At 65.1% G+C, this 26,561-nt stretch carries 28 protein-coding genes; 13 read left to right on the forward strand and 15 right to left on the reverse strand.

Going from position 1 to position 26,561, the window contains the following annotated elements; translation table 11 throughout:
- Window positions 1-60 precede the first annotated feature (60 nt).
- Window positions 61-1,545, reverse strand: coding sequence for an Asp-tRNA(Asn)/Glu-tRNA(Gln) amidotransferase subunit GatB (gene gatB / locus NLM33_RS08970; RefSeq protein ID WP_254095720.1), 1,485 nt, complete (start codon window positions 1,543-1,545; stop codon window positions 61-63).
- Window positions 1,546-1,752: 207 nt separating this feature from the next.
- On the opposite strand from gatB, the gene NLM33_RS08975 reads away from it, so the two are divergent.
- Complete coding sequence (locus NLM33_RS08975; protein WP_254095721.1) at window positions 1,753-2,403, forward strand: hypothetical protein; 651 nt, start codon at window positions 1,753-1,755, stop codon at window positions 2,401-2,403.
- Between the two features lie 35 nt (window positions 2,404-2,438).
- Here the strand turns inward: NLM33_RS08975 and NLM33_RS08980 are convergent, their stop codons facing one another.
- The 6 genes from NLM33_RS08980 to NLM33_RS09005 all read right to left on the reverse strand — a co-directional run bounded on the left by NLM33_RS08980 (window position 2,439) and on the right by NLM33_RS09005 (window position 6,871).
- The gene (locus tag NLM33_RS08980) at window positions 2,439-2,735 is read right to left on the reverse strand and encodes a hypothetical protein (RefSeq protein WP_254095722.1); all 297 of its coding nucleotides are present in this window, start codon (window positions 2,733-2,735) and stop codon (window positions 2,439-2,441) included.
- Entirely contained in the window at window positions 2,726-4,201 is a 1,476-nt protein-coding gene (gene gatA, locus NLM33_RS08985; RefSeq protein WP_254095723.1) for an Asp-tRNA(Asn)/Glu-tRNA(Gln) amidotransferase subunit GatA, read from the reverse strand. The genes NLM33_RS08980 and gatA overlap by 10 nt, the downstream gene beginning before the upstream one ends.
- A complete protein-coding gene (locus NLM33_RS08990; RefSeq protein WP_254095724.1) occupies window positions 4,198-4,410 on the reverse strand; it encodes a hypothetical protein in 213 nt (70 codons plus the stop codon). The genes gatA and NLM33_RS08990 overlap by 4 nt, the downstream gene beginning before the upstream one ends.
- Before the next feature lie 20 nt (window positions 4,411-4,430).
- The gene (gene gatC, locus NLM33_RS08995) at window positions 4,431-4,718 is read right to left on the reverse strand and encodes an Asp-tRNA(Asn)/Glu-tRNA(Gln) amidotransferase subunit GatC (RefSeq protein WP_254095725.1); all 288 of its coding nucleotides are present in this window, start codon (window positions 4,716-4,718) and stop codon (window positions 4,431-4,433) included.
- Window positions 4,719-4,797: 79 nt separating this feature from the next.
- Window positions 4,798-5,874, reverse strand: a complete 1,077-nt coding sequence (locus tag NLM33_RS09000; RefSeq protein WP_254095726.1) for a nitronate monooxygenase family protein — start codon at window positions 5,872-5,874, stop codon at window positions 4,798-4,800.
- 16 nt (window positions 5,875-5,890) lie between these two features.
- Window positions 5,891-6,871, reverse strand: coding sequence for a nitronate monooxygenase (locus tag NLM33_RS09005; RefSeq protein WP_254095727.1), 981 nt, complete (start codon window positions 6,869-6,871; stop codon window positions 5,891-5,893).
- 95 nt (window positions 6,872-6,966) lie between these two features.
- On the opposite strand from NLM33_RS09005, the gene NLM33_RS09010 reads away from it, so the two are divergent.
- Window positions 6,967-7,857: a LysR family transcriptional regulator gene (locus NLM33_RS09010; protein WP_254095728.1), complete on the forward strand. Its 891-nt coding sequence runs from the start codon at window positions 6,967-6,969 to the stop codon at window positions 7,855-7,857.
- Here the strand turns inward: NLM33_RS09010 and NLM33_RS09015 are convergent.
- Window positions 7,844-8,059, reverse strand: coding sequence for a hypothetical protein (locus NLM33_RS09015; RefSeq protein WP_254095729.1), 216 nt, complete (start codon window positions 8,057-8,059; stop codon window positions 7,844-7,846). The two genes, NLM33_RS09010 and NLM33_RS09015, sit on opposite strands and share 14 nt — an antisense overlap.
- Window positions 8,060-8,106: 47 nt before the next feature.
- Here NLM33_RS09015 and ruvX point away from each other — a divergent pair, with 47 nt between their 5' ends.
- Together ruvX and NLM33_RS09025 are read left to right on the forward strand one after the other, a co-directional pair.
- Entirely contained in the window at window positions 8,107-8,598 is a 492-nt protein-coding gene (gene ruvX, locus NLM33_RS09020) for a Holliday junction resolvase RuvX (RefSeq protein WP_254095730.1), read from the forward strand.
- A 3-nt stretch (window positions 8,599-8,601) separates the two neighbouring features.
- Entirely contained in the window at window positions 8,602-9,525 is a 924-nt protein-coding gene (locus NLM33_RS09025; RefSeq protein ID WP_254095731.1) for an AEC family transporter, read from the forward strand.
- Between the two features lie 32 nt (window positions 9,526-9,557).
- Here the strand turns inward: NLM33_RS09025 and NLM33_RS09030 are convergent, their stop codons facing one another.
- Complete coding sequence (locus tag NLM33_RS09030; protein ID WP_254095732.1) at window positions 9,558-10,328, reverse strand: CPBP family intramembrane glutamic endopeptidase; 771 nt, start codon at window positions 10,326-10,328, stop codon at window positions 9,558-9,560.
- 91 nt (window positions 10,329-10,419) lie between these two features.
- Complete coding sequence (locus NLM33_RS09035) at window positions 10,420-11,193, reverse strand: M15 family metallopeptidase (RefSeq protein ID WP_254095733.1); 774 nt, start codon at window positions 11,191-11,193, stop codon at window positions 10,420-10,422.
- A 160-nt stretch (window positions 11,194-11,353) separates the two neighbouring features.
- On the opposite strand from NLM33_RS09035, the gene NLM33_RS09040 reads away from it, so the two are divergent.
- The 4 genes from NLM33_RS09040 (at window position 11,354) to NLM33_RS09055 (ending at window position 15,588) form a co-directional block, all read left to right on the forward strand.
- Complete coding sequence (locus tag NLM33_RS09040; RefSeq protein ID WP_027522965.1) at window positions 11,354-12,307, forward strand: aspartate carbamoyltransferase catalytic subunit; 954 nt, start codon at window positions 11,354-11,356, stop codon at window positions 12,305-12,307.
- 5 nt (window positions 12,308-12,312) lie between these two features.
- Window positions 12,313-13,614 (forward strand): dihydroorotase, encoded by a 1,302-nt coding sequence (locus tag NLM33_RS09045; RefSeq protein ID WP_254105693.1) that lies wholly within the window; start codon window positions 12,313-12,315, stop codon window positions 13,612-13,614.
- 38 nt (window positions 13,615-13,652) lie between these two features.
- Entirely contained in the window at window positions 13,653-14,249 is a 597-nt protein-coding gene (gene plsY / locus NLM33_RS09050; protein WP_254095734.1) for a glycerol-3-phosphate 1-O-acyltransferase PlsY, read from the forward strand.
- Window positions 14,250-14,397: 148 nt separating this feature from the next.
- Complete coding sequence (locus NLM33_RS09055; RefSeq protein WP_254095735.1) at window positions 14,398-15,588, forward strand: patatin-like phospholipase family protein; 1,191 nt, start codon at window positions 14,398-14,400, stop codon at window positions 15,586-15,588.
- On the opposite strand, the gene NLM33_RS09060 is transcribed toward NLM33_RS09055, so the two are convergent.
- Window positions 15,580-16,821 carry an amidase gene (locus NLM33_RS09060; RefSeq protein ID WP_254095736.1) on the reverse strand — a complete coding sequence of 414 codons (1,242 nt, stop codon included), beginning with the start codon at window positions 16,819-16,821 and terminating at the stop codon, window positions 15,580-15,582. The genes NLM33_RS09055 and NLM33_RS09060 overlap by 9 nt on opposite strands.
- Window positions 16,822-16,912: 91 nt before the next feature.
- Here NLM33_RS09060 and dprA point away from each other — a divergent pair, with 91 nt between their 5' ends.
- Window positions 16,913-18,055, forward strand: a complete 1,143-nt coding sequence (gene dprA, locus NLM33_RS09065) for a DNA-processing protein DprA (protein ID WP_254095737.1) — start codon at window positions 16,913-16,915, stop codon at window positions 18,053-18,055.
- Window positions 18,056-18,199: 144 nt separating this feature from the next.
- Here the strand turns inward: dprA and NLM33_RS09070 are convergent, their stop codons facing one another.
- A complete protein-coding gene (locus NLM33_RS09070; RefSeq protein ID WP_254095738.1) occupies window positions 18,200-18,598 on the reverse strand; it encodes a helix-turn-helix domain-containing protein in 399 nt (132 codons plus the stop codon).
- Between the two features lie 95 nt (window positions 18,599-18,693).
- Between NLM33_RS09070 and NLM33_RS09075 the strand changes: the two genes are divergently transcribed.
- A complete protein-coding gene (locus NLM33_RS09075; protein ID WP_254095739.1) occupies window positions 18,694-19,299 on the forward strand; it encodes an FMN-dependent NADH-azoreductase in 606 nt (201 codons plus the stop codon).
- Between the two features lie 72 nt (window positions 19,300-19,371).
- Here the strand turns inward: NLM33_RS09075 and NLM33_RS09080 are convergent, their stop codons facing one another.
- Both NLM33_RS09080 and NLM33_RS09085 read right to left on the reverse strand, forming a co-directional pair.
- Window positions 19,372-19,554 carry a hypothetical protein gene (locus NLM33_RS09080; RefSeq protein WP_254095740.1) on the reverse strand — a complete coding sequence of 61 codons (183 nt, stop codon included), beginning with the start codon at window positions 19,552-19,554 and terminating at the stop codon, window positions 19,372-19,374.
- A 178-nt stretch (window positions 19,555-19,732) separates the two neighbouring features.
- On the reverse strand, window positions 19,733-20,506 hold the full coding sequence (locus tag NLM33_RS09085) for an SDR family NAD(P)-dependent oxidoreductase (protein WP_254095741.1): 774 nt from the start codon (window positions 20,504-20,506) through the stop codon (window positions 19,733-19,735).
- 119 nt (window positions 20,507-20,625) lie between these two features.
- Between NLM33_RS09085 and NLM33_RS09090 the strand changes: the two genes are divergently transcribed.
- Window positions 20,626-21,087: a helix-turn-helix domain-containing protein gene (locus NLM33_RS09090; protein WP_254095742.1), complete on the forward strand. Its 462-nt coding sequence runs from the start codon at window positions 20,626-20,628 to the stop codon at window positions 21,085-21,087.
- Window positions 21,088-21,292: 205 nt separating this feature from the next.
- A complete protein-coding gene (locus NLM33_RS09095; RefSeq protein WP_371930110.1) occupies window positions 21,293-23,029 on the forward strand; it encodes an adenylate/guanylate cyclase domain-containing protein in 1,737 nt (578 codons plus the stop codon).
- A gap of 319 nt (window positions 23,030-23,348) precedes the next feature.
- Here NLM33_RS09095 and NLM33_RS09100 read toward each other — a convergent pair whose 3' ends face one another.
- On the reverse strand, window positions 23,349-23,588 hold the full coding sequence (locus tag NLM33_RS09100) for a hypothetical protein (RefSeq protein ID WP_254095744.1): 240 nt from the start codon (window positions 23,586-23,588) through the stop codon (window positions 23,349-23,351).
- Window positions 23,589-23,815: 227 nt separating this feature from the next.
- Between NLM33_RS09100 and topA the strand changes: the two genes are divergently transcribed.
- Entirely contained in the window at window positions 23,816-26,557 is a 2,742-nt protein-coding gene (topA, locus tag NLM33_RS09105) for a type I DNA topoisomerase (RefSeq protein WP_254095745.1), read from the forward strand.
- Window positions 26,558-26,561: the final 4 nt, after the last annotated feature.

A 26,561-nucleotide genomic window follows, 5' to 3' on the forward strand; every position in this document is an offset into this window, starting at 1 on the left:
CGAAAGACGGATGCGCGAAGGCAGGATCGCGGTGACGGCACGCGCCGTCACCGCGACGTGTCACAGGCCGAGCTTGGACTTGAGCAGATCGTTGACGGCTTGCGGGTTGGCCTTGCCGCCGGACGACTTCATCACCTGGCCGACGAACCAGCCGAGCGACTGCGGCTTGTCCTTGACCTGCGCCGCCTTGTCGGGATTGGCCGCGATGATGTCGTCGACCACCCTCTCGATCGCCGAAAGGTCGGTGACCTGCTTCATGCCGCGGCTCTCGACGAGCGCGCGGGGATCGCCGCCTTCCTGCCAGACGATCTCGAACAGGTCCTTGGCGATCTTTCCGCTGATCGTGCCCTCTCCGATCAGATCGATGATCGCGGCAAGCTGCGAGGACGTGACGGGAGAGGCCGTAATGTCCCGCCCCTCCTTGTTGAGACGGCCGAACAGTTCGTTGATGACCCAGTTCGCCGCCATCTTGCCGTCGCGGGTGCGATTGGCGAGCCTGTCGAGCACGGTCTCGTAGAAGTCAGCGCTCTCGCGCTCGGCGACGAGAACGCTCGCGTCATAGGCTGACAGGCCGAAATCGGCGACGAAGCGCGTCTTCTTCTGATCCGGCAGCTCGGGCAGCTTCGCCCTCAGCTCATCAACGAAGCCTTGCGAGAACTCCAGCGGCAAGAGATCGGGATCGGGGAAGTAGCGGTAGTCGTGTGCCTCTTCCTTCGACCGCATCGAGCGCGTCTCACCCTTGTTGGGGTCGTAGAGCCGCGTCTCCTGGTCGATCTCGCCGCCGTCCTCGAGGATCTCGATCTGGCGCCGCGCCTCGTACTCGATCGCTTGTCCAATGAAGTTGATCGAGTTCATGTTCTTGATCTCGCAGCGGGTGCCGAGCGGCCCGCCGGGCCTGCGCACCGAGACGTTGACGTCGGCGCGCAAGTTACCCTTCTCCATGTCGCCGTCGCAGGTGCCGAGATAGCGCAGGATCGAGCGCAGCTTGGTCACATAGGCCTTGGCCTGCTCGGCATCGCGGATGTCCGGTTTTGAGACGATCTCCATCAGCGCCACGCCGGAGCGGTTGAGATCGACATAGGACATCGTCGGCGACTGGTCGTGCAGCAACTTGCCGGCATCCTGCTCCAGATGTAGCCGCTCGATGCCGACCGTGACGCTGCGGCCGCCGTCGAGCTCGACCAGCACCTCGCCCTCGCCCACCACCGGCGACTTGTACTGGCTGATCTGGTAGCCCTGCGGCAGGTCGGGATAGAAATAGTTTTTCCGGTCGAACACCGAACGCAGGTTGATCTTCGCCTTCAGCCCGAGCCCGGTCCGGACAGCCTGCCTGACGCATTCCTCGTTGATGACGGGCAGCATCCCCGGCATTGCCGCATCGACGAGAGAAACATGCGTGTTCGGCTCGCCGCCGAATGTAGTGGACGCGCCCGAGAACAGTTTTGAGTTCGACGTCACCTGGGCGTGGATTTCCATGCCGATGACGATCTCCCAGTCGCCGGTGGCGCCTTTGAGAAGCTTGTGAGGGGCTGCGGGTGCGTTCATCGGTCTCGGTGTCCAGATAAGATCATATCGGGGATGGCAGGGCTTCGCGCAACGGATCGTGCCAGTCAAGCTGGAGAACCGGCCGCGCGGCGGATCGCAAGGCCTGCACGACCGGCGTGCAGCCCGCGCAACGCCATTGATGCCATGCACTCAGGCATTGACGCAAACCCATCGTAGCCCATACAAGTTGCATGCAGGGGGCAATGCATGTTTTTCCGCGTTTCGATGCTGGCGGCGATGGCCGCCGTTCTCGTGTCGTGTTCGACACCCTACCAGCAACAGAGCTTCACCGGCGGGTCCGACGTCAAGGAGCTGAGACCTGACGTCTACCGCGTCAGCTTCCAGGGCAATGGCTACACCACCCGGGAGAGCGTTCAGGTCTATTGGCTCTACCGTTCGGCCCAGCTTGCGGTCGAAAAGGGTTTTGCCGGATTTGAAATCCTGTCGGACGTTCACTTCGTGATGCGCAGGCCGCCGGCGGACGACCGGCTTGGCTCTCGCCTTGCCAGCGCCGTGCCGTCGCTGCGCACCCGCATTCCGGTGTCGCCCCAGGAAACCGCCGACTTCAGGATCTGGGATCAAAGCGATCTCGCCATCCGCTCGGATCAGCCTGTCCGGCTCGCGCGCGGCGGCGGCGTCTTCGTCTACACCGGCGGTGGAGCGGCGGCGCCAAAGCCCGGGCTCGAGGCCGACGTATACTTTCTGCCGGCACCAATCGTGTCGGCGCCGCCCAAAGTGTTCGATGCCAAGACGCTGATCGCCCAGCTCGAGCCGCTCATCAAGGCGGAGCGATGCAACCTCGGCAATATTTGTCCGCATGTTCACGAATATCTGTTGCCGAAGGGAACGTTGAGATAGCGGAGCGCGGGCGTATCACCGCAGGCCAAGCGTCATCACTTCGCGAGCAGCGTGGCAGCGATCCGCTCCCACTCCGCTTCCAATGAATCCTTTGCCGCGGGCTGGCCGGCCTGGCGGTACCAGTAGCCGGCATTGCCGAGATCGCCTTCGACGCGGTGCAGATAAGCGTGCACCCAGGCGGCGTCGCGGCCGTTTTCGTCCTGAACGATCTTGTGCGCCTGATCCCAGTCACCCTTGCCGGCCCACCAAAGACCTCTGAGCGGCGCGTTCAGATCCGGCGCGGGCGCCGCGCCGTCGAGGCTCGCGATAAATGCCGCGACATTCACCACCACCTCGCGGGCGTGAAGCGGCCTGCCGCCTGCTCGATCACCTCGCCGAGCGAGAACAGCGTCTCCTCCTCGAACGGACGGCCGATCAGTTGCAGGCCGAGCGGCAGACCCTGCGTGTCCTTGCCGGCGGGCACGGCGATGCCGGGCAGGCCTGCCATGTTCACGGTCACCGTGAAGATGTCGTTGAGATACATCTCGACCGGATCGGCGCCGCCCTTCTCGCCGATGCCGAAAGCGGCCGACGGTGTCGCCGGCGTAAGGATCGCGTCGACGCCCCTGGCGAAGCAATCCTCGAAATCCTTCTTGATCAGCGTGCGGACCTTTTGCGCGCGCAGATAATAGGCGTCGTAGTAGCCGGCGGAGAGCACGTAGGTGCCGATCATGACGCGGCGCTTCACCTCGGCACCAAAGCCTTCAGCGCGCGTGTTCTCGTACATCTCGATGATGTTCCTGCCCTGCTCGCGCAGGCCGTAGCGCACGCCATCATAGCGCGCGAGGTTGGAAGAGGCTTCCGCCGGCGCCACGATGTAATAGGCCGGCAGCGCGTATTTGGTGTGCGGCAGCGACACTTCGACGAGCTCGGCGCCGGCCGCTTTCAGCCAGGCCGCGCCCTCGCTCCAGAGCTTTTCAATCTCGGCCGGCATGCCGTCGAGGCGATATTCCCTGGGAATGCCGATCTTCATGCCCTTCACGGACTTGCCGATCGCGGCCTCATAGTCCGGCACGGCGATGTCGACGGACGTCGTGTCCTTCGGATCGTGGCCGGCCATCGAGCGCAGCAGCATCGCGCAATCGCGCACGCTGCGCGCGATTGGACCGGCCTGATCGAGCGAAGAGGCAAAGGCGACGATGCCCCAGCGCGAGCAGCGGCCATAGGTCGGCTTGATTCCGACGGTCGCAGTGAAGGCTGCCGGCTGGCGGATCGAGCCGCCCGTATCGGTCGCGGTCGCGCCCATGCAGAGCAGCGCGGCAACGGCCGAGGCCGAGCCGCCGGACGAACCGCCCGGCACCAGGGTCGTGTTGGAGCCCTCGCGCCGCCACGGATTGACGACCGGGCCAAAGCACGAAGTCTCGTTGGACGAGCCCATCGCAAACTCGTCATTGTTGAGTTTGCCGAGCAGCACGGCACCATCACGCCACAGCTGCTTGGTCACGGTCGATTCATAGGGCGGCTTGAAATCGCCAAGAATCTTCGAGCACGCCGTGGTGCGGATGCCTTCTGTCGCGAACAGGTCCTTAATGCCAAGCGGAATGCCGGCCAGCGGACCGCCCTCGCCCTTGGCGATCTTCTCATCCACGGCCTTCGCCATATCGCGCGCACGATCCGGCGTCTCCAGGACGAAGGCGTTGAGCGCGCGTGCAGCTTCCATCGCGCTCAGATGCGCGTCGGTCAGCTCAAGCGACGTGAATGTCTTGTCGGCGAGACCCTTGCGGGCCTCGGCGAGCGTCAGCGTTGTCAAATTGGTCATTTATTGATCGGGCTACAGAAGAACGGAGACAGGGTCTTGTCGTTGGCCGGGTCGTCTTTTTTGGCGGACGCATTCGCCGCCGCCTCGAGCTGGTCGAGCACGGCATTGACGGCCACGTTGGGATCGGCAGCCTTGCCCTGCCGCTCCATCGCGTCGAGATAGTTCATATAGGCCTGATAGGCCTTCTCATCGTCGCATAGCAGGCACATCGGACTCGTGTCCTAATTGGTTACTCGACGACCTTCGGCACCAGGAAGAAGTGACCTTCGGTCGCCGGCGCATTGGCAACGATATCGTCGCCGATCTCGCCGTCGTTGACCACGTCCTGACGCTTCTTCATCTCCATCGGGGTCACCGAGGTCATGGGATCGACACCCTCGACATTGACCTCCGAGAGCTGCTCGACAAAGGCAAGCATGGCGTTGAGCTCGCCCTGGAGATGCGGAACCTCGTCGTCTGAAACCGCAATGCGCGCGAGATGCGCGATGCGGCGGACGGTAGCGGCGTCAACGGACATAGTATAAGGCCTCGAACGGCAGAAATCAGGTCTGCCGTATAGCAGAGGCCGGTTTTGCGCCGCAACCGGCGCTTATCGCCTAGCCGGCCAGCGCTTTCAGGCGGGCCTGCGCGGATTTGGCCAGCTCCCGGGTCAATTCGGCCGCGGGCATCTCGCGGCCCATGCCGATGGCTTGGCCTGCCCAGAGATTGGTGAAATCCACCCTGCCCTGCTTTTCGGCAGCCGCCTTCAAAGGCCCCAGCGCGGTCGCGGCATGGGGAAAGGCCGGCGCGTCCGGCGAAATCGGGCCGGCTTCGCGCATCAGGCGGTTCTGCACGCCGCGCGCGGGCCGTCCGGTCATCACATTGGTAATGACCGTGGAATCGTCGCGCGCTTCGGCGAGCGCCTTGCGGCCGCCGGCGCTGACCTTGGATTCCGGGCAGCGCAGATAGGCACTGCCGATCTGCACGCCGGCCGCGCCGAGTGCGAAGGCGGCCGCGATACCGCGCCCGTCGGCAATTCCGCCGCAGGCGATCACCGGCACCTTCACGGCATCGACCACCTGCGGCACCAGCGCGAAGGTGCCGGGCTGCTCCGAGATATTCTCAGTCAAGAACATGCCGCGATGGCCGCCCGCCTCGGCGCCCTGCGCGATCACGGCGTCGACGCCGTGCTGCTCCAGCCAGACCGCCTCCTTTACCGTGGTGGCCGACGAGATGACGAGGCAGCCGGCCGCCTTGACACGCTTGAGCAGCGCCTCTGTGGGCAGGCCGAAATGGAAGCTGACGACTTCCGGCTTCAACTCTTCGACGACCTCGCAGAACGCCGCATCGAACGGCGCGCGGTTCGCGGCGTTGATCGGCGCCGACGGATCGAGACCATGCTCCTTGTAGTAGCCGGCCAGCCGCTGCTTCCAGCGCGCTTCGGCATCGGCGGTGAGCTCGAGAGGCTTATGGCAGAAGAAGTTCATGTTCACGGGCGCAGTGACCCGCTGGCGGATCAGATTGACCTGCTCGCGCGCCTTCTCCGCCGACAGCATCGCGCACGGCAGCGAGCCGAGCGCACCGCCATGCGCCGCCGCGATCACGAGCTCCGCATCCATCACGCCGGCCATCGGCGCCAGCACAATCGGGAATTCGGTCTTGAAGAGGTCGATCAGTCGACGGTCAGGCCACATGGTTGTTCTCTCTTGTTCAAGCGGTGGAAGCCACCGAGTTGCGCCGGCCGGCCAGCAACTGCTCCGCCTCCGTCGCGATCCGCTCGACGATCTCGGCCGCCGGCGGAATATCATGGATCAGGCCAACCGCCTCGCCTGCGATAACGGCGGCGACATCGAAATTGCCGCTCGCCTTTGAGGTGGCATAGTCAGCCGCAACCTTGGCGACATTCTGCATCAATTCGACCTCGCGGCCCATCCAGCGCCGGGCGTGATCGTTGATCAGGCACCGCCCGGTATACGGCGCCGGCCAGACATTGTTGCGGGAGAGATCGAAAATGATGCCGCGCACGGTCGAGCCGCTCGTCGCATCACAGATGCGCCGCTTCGCCTCATCCGCGCCGTCGGCCTCCTGGCTCGCATGAAAGCGCGTGCCGAGCAGCACGCCACTTGCGCCCAGCATCATCATGGCGGCGAGCCCGCGTCCGTCGGCGATGCCGCCGGCGGCGACCACCGGCACCCGCCCCGCCGCAAGATCGACGATGGACGGCACGAGATCGACGGTCGTGCGGGATGCGCCATGGCCGCCTGCTTCGGTGCCTTGCGCGATGAGAACATCCGCGCCGGCATCGAGCGCCTGTCGCGCCATGGTCTCGTCCTGCACCTGGCAGATCAGACGCGCACCGGCCGATTTGATCCGCGGTGAAAACGGCGCGGGATCGCCGAACGAGAGCATGATCGCGCTGGGGCGCACCGCGAGCGCGATGTCGAGAAGCTCCGGACGCCTGGCGAGGCTCCAGGTGATGAAACCGATGCCGAACGGCGCGCGCAGCTCTCTCAGCTTCGCAGTCTCCTGCTCCAGCCAGAGCCGCTCCCCATAGCCGCCGCCGAGAATGCCGAAACCGCCCGCGCGGCTCACCGCCGCCACCAACCGGCTGCCCGCAACGATGTCCATCGGAGCGAGCAGGATCGGGTGCTGGATGCCGAACTGCGCGGTCAGGGGTGTGGTGATCGGCATGGCTCCTCCCGTCTGGACAGCAAGACTAGGCGGGAATAACATTCTCGAAAATTGAATTGTTGCGAACGCTGCCATCTCAAAAACGAAACGAAGCCATGGAACTCAGCGATATCAAGACCTTTGCCGCGGTCGCCCGCACCGGCGGCATCACCCGCGCCGCCGAGGAACTCAACACCGTGCAGTCGAATGTCACCCAACGGATCAAGGCGCTGGAGTCCGAGATCGGCACGCCGTTGTTCGAGCGCCACAGCCGCGGCATGACGCTGACTGGCGCCGGCAAGAGGCTTTTGCCTTACGCGCGACGGATGGCTGCACTCTCGCGCGAGGCCGTGCTCGCCGCGCGCGACGATGGCGAGCCGAAGGGGCCGCTCGCGATCGGCTCGATGGAGACGACCGCCGCCGTCCGCCTGCCGCCGCTGCTCGCCGATTTCCACCGCCGCTTCCCGGCCGTGCGCTTGAGCCTGCGCACCGCACCCACCGCCGATCTCGTCGCCGCTGTGCTCGATGGCGCGCTCGACGGCGCCTTCGTCGCGGGTCCCATCGAGCATGCCGAGCTCACCGCCGTCAGCGCATTCCGCGAGGAGCTGGTGCTGGTCAGTGCGCGCCGCTGGGCGTCACTGAAGGAGCTGCGTGCCGGCACGCCTGAGTCCGGGCCGACGGCGCTGGTGTTCCGCACCGGCTGCACCTACCGCCAGCGGCTCGAGCAGATCTTCGTCGAGTTCGGCTGGCCGTCGGCGGCGCGCTTCGAGCTCGGCACGCTCGACGGCATGATCGGCTGCGTCGCCGCCGACATGGGCGTGACACTGCTGCCTCGCGCGGTGGTCGAACGCAGCGCCATGATCGGCAACGTGGCGATCCACACGCTGCCCCCCGCCTACGCTGGGGTTGAGACGCTGTTCATCCAGCGCCGCGCCGGCCACCAGTACAGCGCGCTCCAAGGGTTTGTCTCGTGCCTGAACAACGACGACGAGGTCATCGCAGCTTGAGCAACCAGCGCCTGAGCGCCACGATCGCCCAGATCGCCTCCACCACGCCGAACGGCCAGGCGCCTTGCAGGAAGCCGTAGGCCGAGCCGAGCGCACAGGAGACGGCGAACAGCAGCACGAACCAGTGGCTGCGATCCTCCAGCGCATAACAGACCAGCATCGCGCTCACGGCGAACAGGCCGAATAAGGTCAGCGCATCCATTGTTCTCGGTTCACTCCGCAGCGCTTCGCATGGTATGCGCTAACGCCATGCCGGCTCCTATCCTACCTCTCATCGACGCTGCAACCCACTGGCCCGCGCGCGGCGCGCTGATCGGGCTCGATCTCGGCACCAAGACGATCGGCGTTGCCGTCTCCGATCCGGACCGGCGGCTCGCGACCGGCGTCGAGACCATCCAGCGCAAGGCTTTCAAGCAGGATGCGGCAAGGCTTCTTGCGATCGCTGCCGAGCGCAAGGCGGTCGGCTTCGTGCTCGGCCTGCCCATCAACATGGACGGCAGCGAAGGTCCGCGTGCACAATCGACCCGCGCCTTCGCCCGCAACCTCGCCGGTCTCACGGCGCTCGCCATCGGGCTGTGGGACGAGCGTCTCTCGACGTCGGCGGTCGAGCGCGAGCTGATCGGCATGGATGTCAGCCGCGCTAAACGCGCCGAGGTGATCGACGAGCACGCCGCGATCTTCATCCTCCAGGGAGCGCTCGATCGTCTCGCCAATCTTCGCACGGCGCCCGGAACGGACTGACCCATGGCGGTGGTGATTGCAGCGCTGCTGCCGGTCTTCATTCTCATCGTGCTCGGCGTGGTGCTCAGACACAGCCTGATGCGGCTCGACAGCCAATGGCACGGGCTGGAGCGGCTGACCTATTACGTGCTGTTTCCGATGCTGCTGATCCAGACGCTGGTGAAGGCCGACCTCGACAAGGTACCGGTCGCAGGCGTCGGCGGCGCACTGCTGCTGTCTTCGCTCGCGATGTCGCTGTTATGCCTGGCGTTGCGTCCCGCTCTGGCGCGGCTCGATATCGACGGCCCCGCCTTCTCCTCGATCTTCCAGGGCGCGACCCGTTGGCAGACCTATGTGGCGCTGTCGGTCTCGGCCAACCTGTTCGGCGATGTCGGCCTCGCGCTCGCCTCCGTCGCGATGGTTGCGATCATACCGCTGGTGAACGTTTTCAGCGTCGCGGTGCTCGCGCATTACGCCTCGCCGGAGAAGCGATCCGTCGGCGCCATCGTTATGACCGTGGCGAGCAACCCGCTGATCTGGGCCTGCGCGATCGGCCTTCTCGTCAACGTCCTGCACCTGCCGCTGCCAAGGATCTGGCACGAGGTGGCGGATGCGCTGAGCCGCTCCTCCCTCGCCATCGGCCTGCTCGTCACGGGCGCGGGCCTGCATCTGAACGGCCTGCTCCGCCCGAGCGTGGGCGCCGCCATCGGCGTCGCCTTCAAGCTCGTGCTGATGCCCGTGCTCGCGCTCCTGCTGGCGCTGTGGTTCGGCCTGTCGGACAAGAGCCTCGCGATCGTCGCGATCTGCGCGGCGGTGCCGACTTCCCCCAGCGCCTATGTGCTGGCGCGCCAGATGGGCGGCGATGCGCCGCTGCTGGCGCAGATCATCACGTTGCAGACGATCTTGGCGGCGATCACGATGCCGATTGCGATCGCGCTGGTGGCCTAACCACCATCATCAGAGCGCGATTACCGGCAACCTCAACTCCCGAGCCACATCGTCAGCACCACCGCGGTCAGGTTGTTCAGCGCGTGGAGCACGATCGTGAGCCACAGCGAGTTGCCGCGGTAGCGCATGTAGCCGAACCACAATCCAATCGAGAACACCTCGGCAAGGAAATACATGTCGTATTGCAAATGCACGGCCGTCCAGACCAGCGACGACAGGATGATCGCGCCGGGCACGCGCAGAAAACTTTCCGACCAGCCGCGGTAGAGGAAGCCCCGCGCGATCACCTCTTCGGACATCGGCGCGGCAATGCTGAAGGCGAGCACGAGCATCGTCGCCGCGCCCTTGTCGCGGCCTGATTTCAAGAGATCGGTCATGAATCCCGGCGTCGCCTCGCGGCCCAGCGCACGCGACATCGTCTCCCAGATCACCACGATCAGGACGAGACCGACGGCACCAAGCAGAATCTGCAACCAGGATGGCCAGCGCAGCGCGAGGTAATCGGCGAAGGAAGCTCGCTTCAGGCGAATGGCCAGCCACACCGCGGCCAGCGTGGTCGGCAGACCCGCGATCACCGACAGCGCCAGCGCCTGCGGATCGCGACCGACGGACGCGAGGGACGCCATGTCGATCGGGCCGCCGCGATGCGCGACGAGATAGACGATCGTGCCGATCTGGCCAACGAACATCGCGGCGAACACGAACACGCCCCACAGCGCCGTGCCCCAGAATTTCCAGACGCGCGGCGCGCGGTCGGCAGGCGTCACGATGAGCGGCGGGTGGTCAGGATTGAGAATGTCCATCAGGAGGCTACGTCCTACAGGGGCGGCGGCTGGTTGAAGACGTCGTGGGTTGCGAAGCTCGGCTGGGTCATGGCGTGTCCTCGGACCGGAATCAGTTCCGCCGCGGCTGGATCGGGAAATCATAGGCGGCCCCGCCGGCCCCCGGCAGGGAAAAATGCCACCACTCCTTCGAATAGTTCACAAAGCCTTGCCGGGCCATCGCAGCGACCAGCCGCTTGCGCCAGGCACGCTGATCGGCCGTGATCATTGGCGCGGCGGTATGGCCCTTCGCATCCGTGCAGTCATAGCCGGTGCCCATGTCGACACTGCCTTCCGGCGGCCTGGCCTCGACCGGCGCCGTGCAGTCGCCATAGGCCTTCGCGGAATCGTACTTGGCGGAGTTGTCAGCCTTGAGATCGACCAGCGTCAGATCGAGCGCCGCACCGGTGGAATGCTGCGAGCGGCTCGCGATGTAGCCGAGCCGAAACAGCTCGGTCTTGGGAATCTTGGGGTTGTAGCGCCGCTCGGCCGCCGGCTCCCGGCCGTTCTGCGCCCACGCCACCATATCGAGCGACGCGCGCACCGGCCGGTAGCAATCGAACATCTTCAGCGAGAGACTCTGGCTGGCGAGTTCCTGCTGGATCGCCTTCAGCCGCAGCCCCACCTCCCGCTTGACCACGCATTCGCCGGCGCCGTAGCCGCTCAGCGGATGGCCGGTGAAGTTGTTGGAGGTCGCGTAGCGGATGTCCTGGATGATGGTGGGATCGATGTCCCGCAAGTACACGAAGCCACCGGGGAGCAATTGGGCGGAGGCCGACGAAATTGAGACGATCGTTACAAGTAGAGTGAAAATCGGCTTCACGTGGATCTGACCTTCCCCTGTCATTCCGGGGCGCGCGCCAGCGCGAACCCGGAATCTCGAGATTCCGGGTTCGATGCTTCGCATCGCCCCGGAATGACGACAAGATTACAGATCAGGGGATAACTCACTTCCCTACCTTTGGCCCTTGCCCCCTTACCCATCCCCGCCTATAGCTCTGCTTTTAATGACCCCTGCATCGAAATCGACCTTCGTCCTCGGTCACCGGCATTTGCTGGGCATCGAGGGCCTTTCCGCGGCCGACATCACCGGCCTCCTCGACCTGTCCGAAGAATATGTCGAGGTGAACCGCCAGGTGGACAAGAAACGCGCCGTCCTGCGTGGGCGGACGCAGGTGAACTTGTTCTTCGAGGCTTCCACCCGCACCCAATCCTCGTTCGAGATCGCCGGCAAACGCATGGGCGCCGACGTCATGAACATGTCGGTCTCCTCCTCCTCCATGAAGAAGGGCGAGACGCTGATCGACACCGCGGTGACGCTGAATGCCATGCACCCGGACATCCTGGTGGTGCGGCATCATGCCTCCGGCGCCGTGGAACTTCTGGCCCGCAAGGTTGACGGTTCCGTGATCAATGCCGGCGACGGCGCGCATGAGCACCCGACGCAGGCGCTGCTGGACGCGCTGACCATCCGCCGCAACAAGGGCCGGATCGAGGGCCTCGTGATCGCGATCTGCGGCGACGTGCTGCATTCGCGCGTCGCCCGCTCCAACATCATCCTGCTCAACACCATGGGCGCCCGCGTCCGCGTCGTCGGGCCCTCCACGCTGCTGCCGCCCGGGATTGAGCGGATGGGCGTCGAAGTTGCGCGCGACATGCGCGAAGGCCTGGAAGGCGCCGACATCGTCATGATGCTGCGGCTCCAGCGGGAGCGCATGAACGGTTCCTTCGTGCCGTCCACCAGCGAGTACTTCAACTATTTCGGGCTGGACCAGAAAAAGCTCGCCTACGCCAAACCCGATGCGCTGGTGATGCACCCCGGTCCCATGAACCGCGGCGTCGAGATCGACACCGCGGTCGCCGACGGCGCGCAATCCCTGATCCGCGAACAGGTGGAGATGGGCGTCGCCGTGCGCATGGCGGTGCTGGAAGCGCTCGCCCGTAACCTGCCGAACGCGTGATGCCCATGCTGACCGACCGCCGCCCGATCCTGCTCGCCAACGCCCGCGTCGTCGATCCCTCCAGGGATTTTGATGGCATCGGCGACGTCCTGATCGCCGATGGCACCGTCCGCGAGACCCGCCGCGGCATCGGCGCCGCCGGCGTCCCCGAGGGCACCGACATCGTCAACTGCTCCGGCAAGATCGTGGCCCCCGGCCTGATCGATATGCGCGCCTTCGCCGGCGAGCCCGGCTATGGCCATCGCGAGACCTTTGCGAGCGCGAGCCAGGCGGCGGCGACCGGCGGCATCACCACCGTGATCTGCCAGCCGGACACCTTACCCGTCATCGACAATTCGGCGACCGTCGACTTCGTGATGCGCCGAGCCCGTGACACCGCGATCGTCAACATCCAGCCGATGGCCGCCCTGACCAAGGGGATGCGCGGCGAGGAGATGACCGAGTTCGGTCTCCTGAAAGCTGCCGGCGCGGTCGCCTTCAGCGACGGCGACAGAAGCGTCACCAATGCGCAGGTGATGCGCCGGGCCCTCACCTATGCGCGCGATTTCGACGCGCTGATCGTGCATTACACCGAGGATCCCAACCTCGTCGGCGAAGGCGTCATGAACGAGGGCGAGTTCGCAACCCGCCTCGGCCTGATGGGTATCCCGAACGCGGCGGAAGCCGTGGTGCTGGAGCGCGACATGCGCCTCGTCGCGCTGACCGGCGGCCGCTATCACGCGGCCTCGCTGTCCTGCATCGACTCACTCGATATTCTCAAGCGCGCCCGCGACGCCGGTCTTGCCGTCAGCGCCTCGGTCTCGATCAACCATCTCGCGCTGAACGAGAACGATATCGGGCCTTACCGGACGTTCCTGAAGCTGTCGCCGCCGCTGCGCACCGAGGACGACCGGCGGGCCCTGGTTGCGGCCGTCGGCTCCGGCCTCGTCGACGTCATCATGTCCGACCACAATCCGCAGGACGTCGAAGGCAAGCGCCTTCCGTTTGCGGAAGCAGCTCCCGGCGCGGTGGGCCTCGAGACCATGCTGTCGGCGGGCCTGCGGCTGGTGCATAATGGCGAGATGGAGCTGAAGACGCTGATCCGGGCGATGTCGACGCGGCCGGCCGAACTGCTCGGCCTGCCCGGTGGCACCTTGCGCCCCGGCGCGCCGGCCGACGTCGTCGTGATCGATGCCGACACGCCCTGGGTGCTCGATCCCGCCGACCTCAAATCGCCGTGCAAGAATACACCGTTCGACGAAGCCCGCTTCTCGGGACGGGTGGTGCGTACCGTCGTCGGCGGGCGGACGGTGTTCGAGCATGTCTAATCATGCGCGGGAAATACACCGGACATGGGGATGCGGCGATGGGACTTGAAGCTTTCCTCCCCGTGGCCTTGGTCATCGGCTATTTGCTCGGCTCGATCCCCTTCGGCCTCGTCCTGACGAAACTGGCCGGCACGCAGGATCTGCGCTCGATCGGGTCCGGCAATATCGGCGCCACCAACGTGCTGCGCACCGGCCGCAAGGGGCTTGCGGCGGCAACACTGCTGCTCGACGCGCTCAAGGGCACCGCGGCGGTGGTGATCGCTGGCTATCTCGCCGGGCCCAATGCGGCGATGATCGCCGGCCTTGGCGCCTTCCTCGGCCACCTGTTCCCGGTCTGGCTGAAATTCAAAGGCGGCAAGGGTGTTGCGGTCTATATCGGTATCCTGCTCGGGCTGTTCTGGCCGGGCGCGCTGTTCTTCTGCCTGCTGTGGCTCGCGACCGCCTTCACCTCGCGCTACTCCTCGCTCTCGGCGCTGGTAGCGGCCTTCGTGACGCCGATCTTTTTGTGGTGGTTCGGCCACCTCGCGATCGCCTCGCTGTTCGCGGTGCTGACGCTGCTCCTGTTCTACATGCACCGCGAGAACATCAGGCGGTTGCAATCGGGCACCGAGAGCCGGATCGGCCAGAAATCCTAGTCCGGAAAAAATACGGATATCGCCGCACCCCTTCCGCAATATATGCCAATTCCTGTTCGCAACTTTCGGCCTGTTCCCGGCCGGAGTGGTCAACGGGTTCCAGGCCTGTCATCCTGACGGCAGAAATGGCGTTACGCGGTAGCTCAGAATGAGCAAGAAGATTGTCGGCGCGCATGACGAAGGTAGTTTGCAGGGTGCTGCGCGCACGCCCGCAAGCATGCTGCTCTCCGCCGCGGACATCTGGTCTAGCGCGCCCTCTCCGCCTCCTGTCGCTGAGATTGCGCCCGTATCGCCGCCATCACCCGCGCCTGCTCCCGTCGCGCCGGCAGTTCCGCCGATCGAACCAGTGACCGCCGTCGCGCCGAGCGTGACACTCGCCGAGCAATGGCCGCCGCGAAAATTGTCGCTGGCGCTCCAGGGCGGCGGCACCTTTGCGGCTTTCACCTGGGGCGTGCTGGAGCGCCTGCTGGAAGAGCCGGGACTCGAATTCGACACCATCAGCGGCGCCAGCGCGGGCGCCATCAACGCACTGCTCCTCGCTGGCGGCCTCGCCGAGGGCGGCCGCGAGGGCGCGCGGGCCCGCCTCGAGCGGTTCTGGGTGCGGCTGATGCACGAGGCCTCATTCCGCTCGCTGATGCTGGTCGGCGGCTTTTCGCCGGCGGGAAGCTCCGTGGCATTCGGGCCGACGCTGCGCTCCGGCCAGTTCGATCCGTTCGATCTCGATCCGCTGCGGCAGGCGCTGTCGCGCGACATCAATTTTGCGGCGCTGCGCGGCAAGGCCTGCCCCAAGCTCCTGATCGCGGCGACGCGGATCCGTGACGGGCACCAGCAGGTGTTTTCGAACGACGCGATCACCGCCGACGTCGCGCTGGCCTCGACCTGTCCGCCGCTGGTGCATTGCGCCATCGAGATCGAAGGCGAGGCCTATTGGGATGGCGGCTATGGCGGCAATCCGCCGCTGGTGCGGCTGGTGCAGGAATCGCGCGCGTCCGACGTGCTCGTCGTCCAGGTGACGCCCTCGCGCGACAGCTACGTGCCAATCACACTCGCCGCGATCGACCGCAGGCTCGACCAGATCGCGGCCAACGCCGCGCTCAATGCCGAGATCGCCGCGGTGGAATGGGCACGCGCCGGCTCCGCACCGGCACTGCGCTTATTCCGGATCGCGGCGGAGGACGAGATCGAGGGGCTGGCGCAGCGCTCATCGACCGATCTCGGCCGCGGCTTCATCCGCCTGTTGCACCGGAGCGGCCGCACCGCTGCCGACCGCTGGCTGCTGCAGGAGACGCGTAGCGAGCGGTCCGTTCAGCGCATGCCCGCCGAGCCCGCGCTAGCTTGACGCCGCGAGCGCGTTCTCGAGGAAGCGCGCTGCGGCCAGCGCGCCCGCATCATTGCCAAAGCGCGCGATCACCTGCACGCCGACCGGCAGGCCCTCGACCTTGAGCGCCGGCACGTTGACGCAAGGATTGCCCATCAGCGTCCACAGCCGGTTGTAGCGGGGATCGCCGGTCGACGAGAGCCCCTTTGGCGCGGTGCCCGGCGCGGAATAGGTCAAGAGCACGTCGACCCCCTCAAAGACTTCGCCAAGCTCGCGGCGGCCGCGACGGCCGATCCGGCGCGCCTCGTCATATTCGCGCGGCGTGACCCCGACGCCTGCATCGAGGGTCGCGCGCAGCATCGGCGCGATCTCGTCGTGACGCTCGGAAAACTCCCAGGCGAGCGCACGATGCGCCTCGAACACCTGGATCACGGGGTGAATGCGCCAGGCCTCCCGCACCAGTTCCGGCAGGTCGACGCTCTCGACGCTCGCGCCGGCACGCTTCGCAGCCTTGATCGCGGCGGCGAGCCCCTCTTCGGCTGCGGGCTCGACCGGACCGGCGAACTCCTGCCCGACCACGCCGATGCGCGGCGACGTCGCCGCGACGATGTCGGAGAATTCCGCCCGGCCGGTCATCCCGAACAATCCGCGCGCGATGTCGTCGACGCCCGCACCGAACAACCCGACCGTGTCGAGCGCCCAGGAAAAGCATTTGACGCCCACCGTCGGCAGAAGGCGGAACGACGGTTTTATCGCCGCGACGCCGCAATAGGCCGCGGGCCGGATCACCGAGCCGCCGGTCTGCGTGCCGAGCGCGAGCGGGATCATGCCGGCAGCCACCGCTGCCGCCGAGCCCGCGGAGGAGCCGCCCGGCGTGTGGCCGGGATTGTGCGGATTGAGCGTGACGGTCGGATCGTTCGCGGCGAAGGCGGTCGTCGTGGTCTTGCCGATGACGGTGGCCCCGGCCCGCTTGAGCATCATCACGACCGGCGCATCCGCGCGCGGCTGCCAGCCACGATAGATCGCCGAGCCCATCTCGGTCGGGAAATCCGCGGTGTCGATGATGTCCTTGATGCCGACCGCAACGCCGCGCAGCGGACCCGAGCGTTGCGCCTTCGCAGACTTGGCGTGGCAGACGAAGGCCCGGACGTCCTTCTCCCGCGCCTCGATCGCATCCAGCGACTGCGCGATCGCCGCATCCGGAGAAAGCTCGCCCTTGTCGATGCGGCGCTGGAGGTCGGCGAGTGAAATCATGGGCAAATCCTTGTTGTTGGGAGCGCTTTTAACATCGCGAGGAGGCCGCGCAAGCGCAGGCACCCTGTTGCCCACGCGCCCAGGTTGTTCCATGCTGCGCGCGCAAGGAGACGCCGTGGACGCCATCAACTCAACGATCGAGCTGACCGAGGCCGACAGGATCGACCGCTTGCGGCTGATCCGCTCGGACAATGTCGGCCCGCGCACTTTCCGCTCGCTGGTCGATCACTTTGGCAGCGCGCGCGCCGCGCTGGAGCGGCTGCCGGATCTCGCGCGCCGCGGTGGCGCGGCGCGGTCGGGACGCATCTGTTCGGCTGACGAAGCCAAGGCCGAGCTTGCGGCGAGCCGGAAACTCGGTGTGAGCTGGCTTGCGCCCGGCGAGGACGGCTATCCCTCGCGGCTGGCGACCATCGACGACGCGCCGCCCATGCTTGCCGTGCGCGGCGACGCCGCGACCTTGATGCGGCCGATGATCGCGATCGTCGGCTCGCGTAACGCTTCCGGCGCCGGGCTCAAATTTGCCGGTCAACTCGCGCGCGAGCTCGGCGAGGCCGGCTTCGTGATCATCTCAGGGCTTGCGCGCGGCGTCGACCAGGCTGCGCACCGCGCGAGCATCGCGAGCGGCACGGTCGCCGTGCTGGCCGGCGGCCATGACTGCATCTACCCGCCCGAGCATGAGGATCTGCTCGCCGCGATCCTCGACCAGAGCGGCGCCGGGATCTCCGAGATGCCGCTCGGCCACGAGCCGCGCGCACGCGACTTTCCCCGCCGCAACCGCCTGATCTCGGGCGCCTGCCTCGGCGTGGTCGTGGTCGAGGCCGCGCAGCGTTCGGGCTCGCTGATCACTGCGCGCATGGCGGCCGAACAGGGCCGCGAGGTCTTTGCCGTGCCGGGCTCGCCGCTCGACCCACGCGCCGCCGGCACCAACGATCTGATCAAGCAGGGCGCAACGCTCGTCACGGAAGCCGCCGACATCGTCAATGCGGTGCAGCCGATCATGGAGCGCCCGATCATGCATCCGGCCGGCGAGCCCGACAGCGAACCCTTTGAAAGCGATCCGCAAGGACATGACCGCGACCAGATCACCGGCCTGCTCGGCCCCGTGCCGATCTCGATCGACGATCTCGTGCGGATGTCCGGCGCCTCGCCTGCGATCGTCCGCACCGTGCTGCTGGAACTCGAACTCGCCGGCCGCCTCGAGCGTCACGGCGGCGGCTTGGTCTCGCTGCTCTGAGGCACGAACCGAAAAAGGTCGAAAACAACCCCATGCAAAGTAGAAAGCCCGCCATAGGCGGGGCGCCGCAGGACTTCGTGCCACCCCCGAGGTGGACCGGGCTAAATCGCTCCAACCAAACGTGATTCAGCCCAACAGCTCACATCAGCCCTGATTGCGTTTGTCGAAGCGTGCCCGCGCCGCCTCGATCTGGGTCTGATGCTCCTTCGCCCACATGCCGAGCGCCTCGACCGGGCGAGCCAGCCCGCGGCCGAGATCAGTCAGCTCGTAGTCCACGCGCGGCGGAATGGTCGGGAAGATCGTGCGCGTGACGAGTCCGTCGCGCTCCAGCCCGCGCAGCGTCAGGGTCAGCATCCGCTGCGAGATGCCGGCGATCATCCGCTTGAGCTCATTGAAACGCTTCGGCCCGTCGCCGAGCATCATGATCACGAACACGCTCCATTTGTCGCCGACGCGCGCAAGGATGGAAGCGACGCCGCGGCAGTCGGCATGGTCCGGATGCGGCACCGGCAAGACGGGCAAATGGCTGTGTGTCGGTTTCAAAAATGTGCCCTCGGCTCAAAAAAGTGCGTTCTTGCGGGGATTCCGGTAGTCACTCATGTAGTGCGGGTTACAAATCTATACCATAGGTGACCCCAATGAAACTCCTCCACATCGACTCCAGCGTCCTCGGCCCCCACTCCGTCAGCCGGCAGGTTTCGGCGGCTGTCGCCGACCGGCTGCGCCAGGCCACGCCGTCCCTCGACGTCGTCTATCGTGATCTGACCCAGGCGCCGCTCGCGCACCTTTCCGGATCGCACCTTGCCGCCGCACAGGGTGCCCCGGCGCCGGCCGAACTCGGGCCCGACCTCGCCGCCAGCAAAACCGCGCTGGAAGAATTCCTCAGCTCGGACATCGTCGTGATCGGCGCTCCCATGTACAATTTCACCATCCCGAGCCAGCTCAAGGCCTGGATCGACCGCATCATCGTGGCAGGAAAGACCTTTCAATATGGCGCCACGGGACCCGAAGGGCTTGCCGGCGGCAAGCGCGTGATCGTGGCGATCTCCCGCGGCGGCTATTACGGAGCCGGCACGCCGCTCGCTGCTCTGGAGCACCTCGAAACCTATCTGCGCAGCGTGTTCGGCTTCATTGGGATCAGCCCGGAATTCATCATCGCCGACGGCATCCAGGTCGGACCGGATCACCGCGAGAAGGCCATCGCCGGCGCGCTTCAGGCCGCGACCAGCCTGCGCGCCGCATAGGCCTCACGCCGACGCCTTCTGTCGCCGCCGCATGCGGGCGGCGGCAGTTGCACCAGCGCGTCTCTTGCCGCGCTAAAACCACATCCCCTGAATGCCGAAGATGACGGCGACGAGCGAGATGAACAGTCCGATGCAGGAGAACAAGGCGACCGCAACGAGCTGATGCGAGTCTGACTTCTTCGCAGGGATGGCAGAACGTTCGGTGTAAATACGCGGTGCTGAAATCGATGAAAAAATACGTGCTGCTTTCGGCATCACGGGCTCCCTTAAATGGGTCTTATGACCCCTGCCCGTAGAAGGGTCTATGCAGCACACGCCAAGGTTCAACGCATCACGGACAGTTTTGAAAATACCTCCGTGAGACGAGGGAACCGGCCGGCGCAACCGCTCCGCCGGCCGATTCAAATTTTCACTTCATCCGATCGACATCTGATCAACCGCGAAAGATCGGCGCGCCCGCAGGCGAGCCGGTCGCGCCACCATCGACGAAGATCTCAGCACTCTGGACGTGCGCGGAATCATCGGAGGCGAGGAACAGCACCGTCTTCGCAATGTGATCTGCTTCACCAATTCGCCCCAGCGGCGTGGTCTTGGCGATGCGGCTCTCCAGCGCGGCAAATGCCTCGTCTGTCGGTGCTGCGCCCTTCCAGATCGGCGTGCGGGCCGCGCCCGGCGCCACCACGTTGACGCGGATATTGCGCGGCGACAGTTCGGACGCCATCACGCGCGCCATCGCACGCACGCCGGCCTTGCTCGCGGCGTAGGCGGAATAACCGGGATTGCCAAGCACCGAGATCACCGAGCCGTTGAGTATGATGGAGGCGCCGTCATTGAGATGCGGCAGCGCCGCCTGCACGGTGAAGAACACCGATGTGATGTTGGTGCGGATCACCTGCTCGAAGGCGGACAGCGTGGTGCCGCCGAGCGGCGTATTGCCGGGGATGCCGGCATTGGCAAAGACGATGTCGAGCTTGCCGAATTTTTCGACAGCGCGCGCGATCGCCTTCTCGGTCGCGGCGACGTCGTTGATGTCGGCTTCCACCGCAAGACCGTTGGTCCCGAGTTCCTGCGCGGCAGCCTCCAACGTCTCCCTGTTGCGCCCGGTGATGGTGACCTTGGCGCCCTCCGCCACGAACAGCTTTGCCGTCGCAAGCCCGATGCCGCTGTTGCCGCCGGTGATGAATGCCGTCTTGCCTTTCAATCTCACGCTCGCCTCCAGTGGTTGCATAATGAAACTCGATTGCCATCTAGGCCATCTGGTTTTATAATGCAACCACACAAGCGCGTGATCGGCGCGAGAGCGCGCAGGCAAACGGAAACGGCACGATGGTGAAACGAACGAGCTTCGAGGGCGACTCCTGCCCGATCGCGCGATCGCTGGAGGCGATAGGCGACTGGTGGTCGCTCCTCATCATCCGCGAGGCGTTGTTCGGCGTGCGCCGCTTCGGCGAGTTCCAGGGCAAGCTCGGCATGGCCAAGAACATCCTCGCCACGCGGCTGCGCGCGCTGGTCGACCACGGCATCCTGAAGATCGCCCCCGCCTCCGACGGCAGCGCCTATTCTGAATATGTGCTCACACCAAAAGGCCGCGGCGTCTTCCCCGTCCTGGTCGCGCTCCGCCAATGGAGCGAGGAGTTCGACGATCATCCCGAGGAGATCGCAACCATCCTGGTCGATCGCGACAAGGGCCGCCCCGTGAAGAAGCTCGAACTGCGCGCAGAGGACGGAAAGTTGCTCGGTGCCGCCGACACCATGCTCAAGCCGCGGCGAAATCGGCGCGCAGGCTAGCGGATGTCAGCTTTTCGCGGCGGGGTGGAAACGCTCCGCTTGATCAGAACTTGCCGGGCTTTGACCCGAAGCTGGCATTTGACGCGGTACACGCAGCATACCCCGCTAGCGCGAGGCCGGTCCCTATGGTTTGATACTTTGGCTCCAATCAACCACCGGGTGCTTCGTGGCGGGCGAGCGCGTCGAGCGTCGACTAGTAGCTGTTGTGGCCGCTGACGTGGCTGGCTATTCGCGGCTTATGCACAAGGATGAAGAGGCCACGCATACCAAACTGGCGGCCCTCCTCGCGGATGGTGTCGCGCCCGCGATCACGGAACACGGGGGCCGCATCGTGAAGAACACGGGCGACGGGTTCCTGGCAGAGTTTCCGAGCGCGGTCGAAGCTGTTCGAGCTGCTCTGCAGTTCCAGACCCGTACCAAGGAACTTACAATCGGTGAGGCTGAAGACCGGCGCATCGCTTTCCGCGTGGGCGTCAATATCGGCGACGTAATCGTCGAGGCCCACGACATCTTTGGAGACGGAGTCAACATTGCGGCTCGGCTTGAGAGCATCGCAGAACCCGGCGGCATCTGCATCTCGTCATTTGCCTATGATCAGGTTCGCGGCAAGGTCGCTGTTGAGTTCGTCGATCTAGGCGAGCAGAACCTCAAAAACATTGATCGCCCCGTTCGCATCTACGCAGCAAGATTGAAGGACGGAGCGGTTTCTGCGCCGGCTCCAGAGGCCAGGAAGCCGCTGCCGCTCCCCGAAAAGCCTTCCATAGCCGTCCTGCCCTTCGAGAACATGTTGGGCGATCCCGAGCAGGAATACTTCACGGATGGCATGGTGGAGGACATCATCACCGCGCTCTCGCGGTTCAAATCGCTGTTCGTCATCGCCCGCAATTCGAGCTTCACCTACAAGGACAAGGCTGTCGAGATCAAGCAGGTTGGACGAGAGCTGGGCGTCCGCTACGTGCTGGAAGGTAGTGTCCGAAAGACTGGCGGCAAGATCCGCATCAGCGGCCAGCTCATCGAGGCCGCTACCGGAGCACATCTATGGGCTGATCGGTTTGACGGACCTCTGGATGACATCTTTGCGCTTCAGGATAAGGTCACATCCAACGTAGTCGCGGCAATCGAGCCGCGCCTTGTACAGGCGGAAATCGATCGGTCGGAGCGCAAACCGACTGAAAACCTCGACGCCGTTGATCTGTATTACCGCGCTCTCCACTCTCATCGGCGCGTTACCCGCCAAGGATATGAAGATGCTTTGCGGCTTGCCCGGCAAGCGATTTCACTCGATCCCAATTTTGCAGCCGCGTATGGCCTGGCCTTGGACTGTTATATTGGGCAGGAAGAGCTTGGTTGGATCACAAACGACGATGTTGCGGCCGAAGGCAAGCAATATGCTTTGCGCGCAATCGAAGTGGGAGCGGATGACGCGTTTGCCCTTGCGCGGGCAGCAAACTTCTTCGGCCGTAATCTAGGGGACACCAGAACTGCGGATGTGATTGTGGATCAAGCAATTGCCGTAAACCCCAATTTGTCCGTAGCTTGGCGAATGCGCGGCTGGATCAGTGCTTATCTCGGTCAACACGAGGCCGCCATCGAACAATTCCAGCACGCCATGCGGCTCAATCCCCTCGATCCGGAAATCTACCTTGTGGAGTCCGGACTGGCGTTCGCCAATTTCTTTTTGCGTCGCTTCGAGGTTGCCGTTTCATGGGTTACCAAAGCGCTGGCCCGTCAAAAAAACTACGTCCCGGCCATCGCGATTGCCATGGCGAGTTACGCCATGCTGGGCCGTATTCCCGATGCGCAGATGTTGGTGGCCCGTCGGCGTGAAGCCGGCTTTGTTTGGACGATTTCTGGAAGTCGGAAACGGGTTTCAAAGATGTTTCGGCAGGAGGATATTGAACTCTATATCGAAGCCTGTCGTATCGCTGGCGTGCCCGAATGAGATGACCTGCCTTGGCTCACCGCCATTCGCGTTCGACCTTGAATGTCGAGTATTGGCTGCGAGCGCAGCGAAGCAATCCATTCAGCTAACCGCGGGAAAATTCTGGATTGCTTCGCTGCGCTCGCAATGACGCGTTGAAAGCCGCTTGCTCAAATCATAGCCCGTCACCCTGAGGCGCCGGAGCGAAGCGGAGGCCTCGAAGGGCGATGGCCTGGCTGCAGCAGCGGGGCCGTGCATCCTTCGAGGCTCTCAGCGCAGTGCCGACGCACTGCGCTGCTCGCACCTCAGGATGACGGATTCAGCTGCTACGGCAGCCCCCTCACGACAGCTTGCGCTTGCTGCGCAGGCGGAGGTGTTCGTCGGCCTCTAGCTGGGTCATGCCGAGGAGATAATGCAGCACGTCGAGCTTGTGGCGCTCGGCGATCTGGCGCAGGTGAACCACCTGCTCGGCGATGAACGCGACAGCCTCGTCCGCCCCGCCCTCGCCCGGTTCCTCGCTCCGCGAACGCTTTCCTCCGGCCGAGGCCGCCTGCGTTCGCTTCCTTGCTGGTTTTGTCACCAGACCCCATCCGAATCCTAGTCCGGCCCGGAGTCTACGCCGCCCCGCATCACAACTCCAAGGCGGTATTTTACAACTTTCTCGATATGAAACTTTGCTCATTTTCGACTTGTTCAACACCCCTCGATTTGACAGGGACGGCCTCACCACCCATGTTCGGGTCGAAACGGCCGACCCGAGTCCCTTCGAATTTGGCCTAAATTTCTCCCGTAAGTTACTGGAACTACATGAATATCGTCATTGTGGAGTCGCCGGCGAAAGCCAAGACGATCAACAAGTATCTGGGCTCGTCCTACGAGGTTCTGGCCTCGTTCGGCCATGTCCGCGACTTGCCGGCCAAGAACGGATCGGTCGATCCGGACGAAAATTTCAAGATGATCTGGGAGGTCGACCCCAAGGCGGCCGGCCGGCTCAATGACATTGCCAAGTCGCTGAAGGGCGCCGACCGCCTGATTCTGGCGACCGACCCCGATCGCGAGGGCGAGGCGATCTCCTGGCACGTGCTGGAGGTGTTGAAAGAGAAGCGCGCGCTGAAGGACCAGAAGATCGAGCGCGTGGTGTTCAACGCCATCACCAAGCAGGCGGTCTCGGAAGCCATGAAGCATCCGCGCCAGATCGACGGCGCGCTGGTCGACGCCTATATGGCGCGCCGCGCGCTGGATTATCTGGTCGGCTTCACCCTCTCCCCCGTGCTGTGGCGAAAGCTGCCGGGCGCCCGCTCGGCCGGCCGCGTGCAGTCGGTGGCGCTGCGCCTCGTCTGCGACCGCGAGCTCGAGATCGAGAAATTCGTCGCGCGCGAATACTGGTCGCTGATCGCGACCCTGCTGACGCCGCGCGGCGACGCCTTCGAGGCGCGCCTCGTCGGCGCCGACGGCAAGAAGATCCAGCGGCTCGACATCGGCACCGGTGCGGAAGCGGAAGACTTCAAGAAGGCGCTGGAACTGGCCACCTACGCGGTGACCGCGGTCGACGCCAAGCCGGCCCGGCGCAATCCGCAGGCGCCGTTCACGACTTCCACCCTCCAGCAGGAAGCCAGCCGCAAATACGGCTTTGCGCCGGCGCATACGATGCGGATCGCGCAGCGGCTCTATGAGGGCATCGACATCGGCGGCGAGACCACCGGACTCATTACTTATATGCGTACCGACGGCGTGCAGATCGCGCCCGAAGCGATCACCCAGGCGCGCAAGGTGATCGGCGAGGATTACGGCAACGCCTACGTGCCGGACAGCCCCCGCCAGTACCAGGCCAAGGCCAAGAACGCGCAGGAAGCGCATGAGGCGATCCGCCCGACCGACCTCTCCCGCCGTCCCGCCAGCATGGCCCGGAAGCTCGATGCCGATCAGGCCAAGCTCTACGAGCTGATCTGGAAGCGCACCATCGCAAGCCAGATGGAATCGGCTGAGCTGGAGCGCACCACCGTCGACATCACGGCGAAGGCAGGCTCCCGCACGCTGGAGCTGCGCGCCACCGGCCAAGTCATCAAGTTCGACGGTTTCCTGGCGCTCTACCAGGAGGGCCGCGACGACGAGGAGGACGAGGACTCCCGCCGCCTGCCCGCGATGAGCGAAGGCGACGCGGTGAAGCGTCAGTCGCTTGCCGTCACCCAGCATTTCACCGAGCCACCGCCGCGCTTCTCGGAAGCCTCGCTCGTCAAGCGCATGGAAGAGCTCGGCATCGGCCGGCCCTCGACCTATGCCTCGATCCTCCAGGTCCTGAAGGACCGCGGCTACGTCAAGCTCGAGAAGAAGCGCCTGCATGGCGAGGACAAGGGCCGCGTCGTGGTTGCGTTCCTGGAGAGCTTTTTCAGCCGCTACGTCGAATACGACTTCACCGCCGGTCTGGAGGAGCAGCTCGACCGCATCTCCAACAACGAGATTTCCTGGCAGCAGGTGCTGAAGGATTTTTGGCGCGACTTCATCGGCGCCGTCGACGAGATCAAGGATCTGCGCGTCGCGCAGGTGCTGGACGTGCTCGACGAGATGCTCGGGCCGCACATCTATCCGCCCCGCGCCGATGGCGGCGACGTCAGGCAGTGCCCGAGCTGCGGCAGCGGCAAGCTCAACCTGAAGGCCGGCAAGTTCGGCGCCTTCGTCGGATGCTCCAACTATCCGGAATGCCGCTACACCCGCCAGCTCGCCGCCGACGGTGAAGCGAGCGCCGACCGCTCCCTCGGTCAGGATCCCGACACCGGCTTCGAGGTCTGGGTCAAGGCCGGCCGCTTCGGGCCCTACATCCAGCTCGGCGAGCAGAAGGACTATGCGGAAGGCGAGAAGCCGAAGCGCGCCGGCATCCCGAAAGGCACCTCGCCCGGCGATGTCGACCTCGAGCTTGCGCTAAAATTGCTGTCGCTGCCGCGCGAGATCGGCAAGCATCCGGAAACCGGCCAGCCGATCACCGCCGGTCTCGGCCGCTTCGGGCCGTTCGTGAAGCACGAGAAGACGTATGCCAGCCTGGAGGCCGGCGACGAAGTCTTCGACATCGGCCTCAACCGCGCGGTGACGCTGATCGCGGAAAAGGCGGCCAAGGGACCGAGCCGGCGCTTCGGCGCCGATCCCGGCAAGGCGATCGGCGATCACCCGACGCTTGGTACGGTCACCGTGAAGGCCGGCCGTTACGGCCCCTACGTCACCGCCGGCGGCGTCAACGCCACGATCCCGAGCGAGATCGAGAAGGACGCGATCACGCTGCCGCAGGCGATCGCGCTGATCGACGAGCGCGCCGCCAAGGGTGGCGGCAAGGCCAAAGCAAAGAAGGCGAAGGCGAAAAAGACCAAGGCAAAGACCGCCGAGGGCGAGGACGCGCCCAAGCCAGCAAAGAAACCGGCCGCGAAAAAAGCCGCGGCCAAGACGAAATCTGAATCAACCAGCAAGGCGCGCGCAGCCGTGTCGTCGACGGCCAAGACGTCGCCGACCAAGGGATCTGCCGCGGCCAAGGCACCGGCCAAGAAGAGTGCCGGCAAGAATTAGAGGT

This window comes from Bradyrhizobium sp. CCGUVB1N3 (assembly GCF_024199925.1).
In the GTDB taxonomy this organism is placed as follows: Bacteria; Pseudomonadota; Alphaproteobacteria; order Rhizobiales; family Xanthobacteraceae; genus Bradyrhizobium.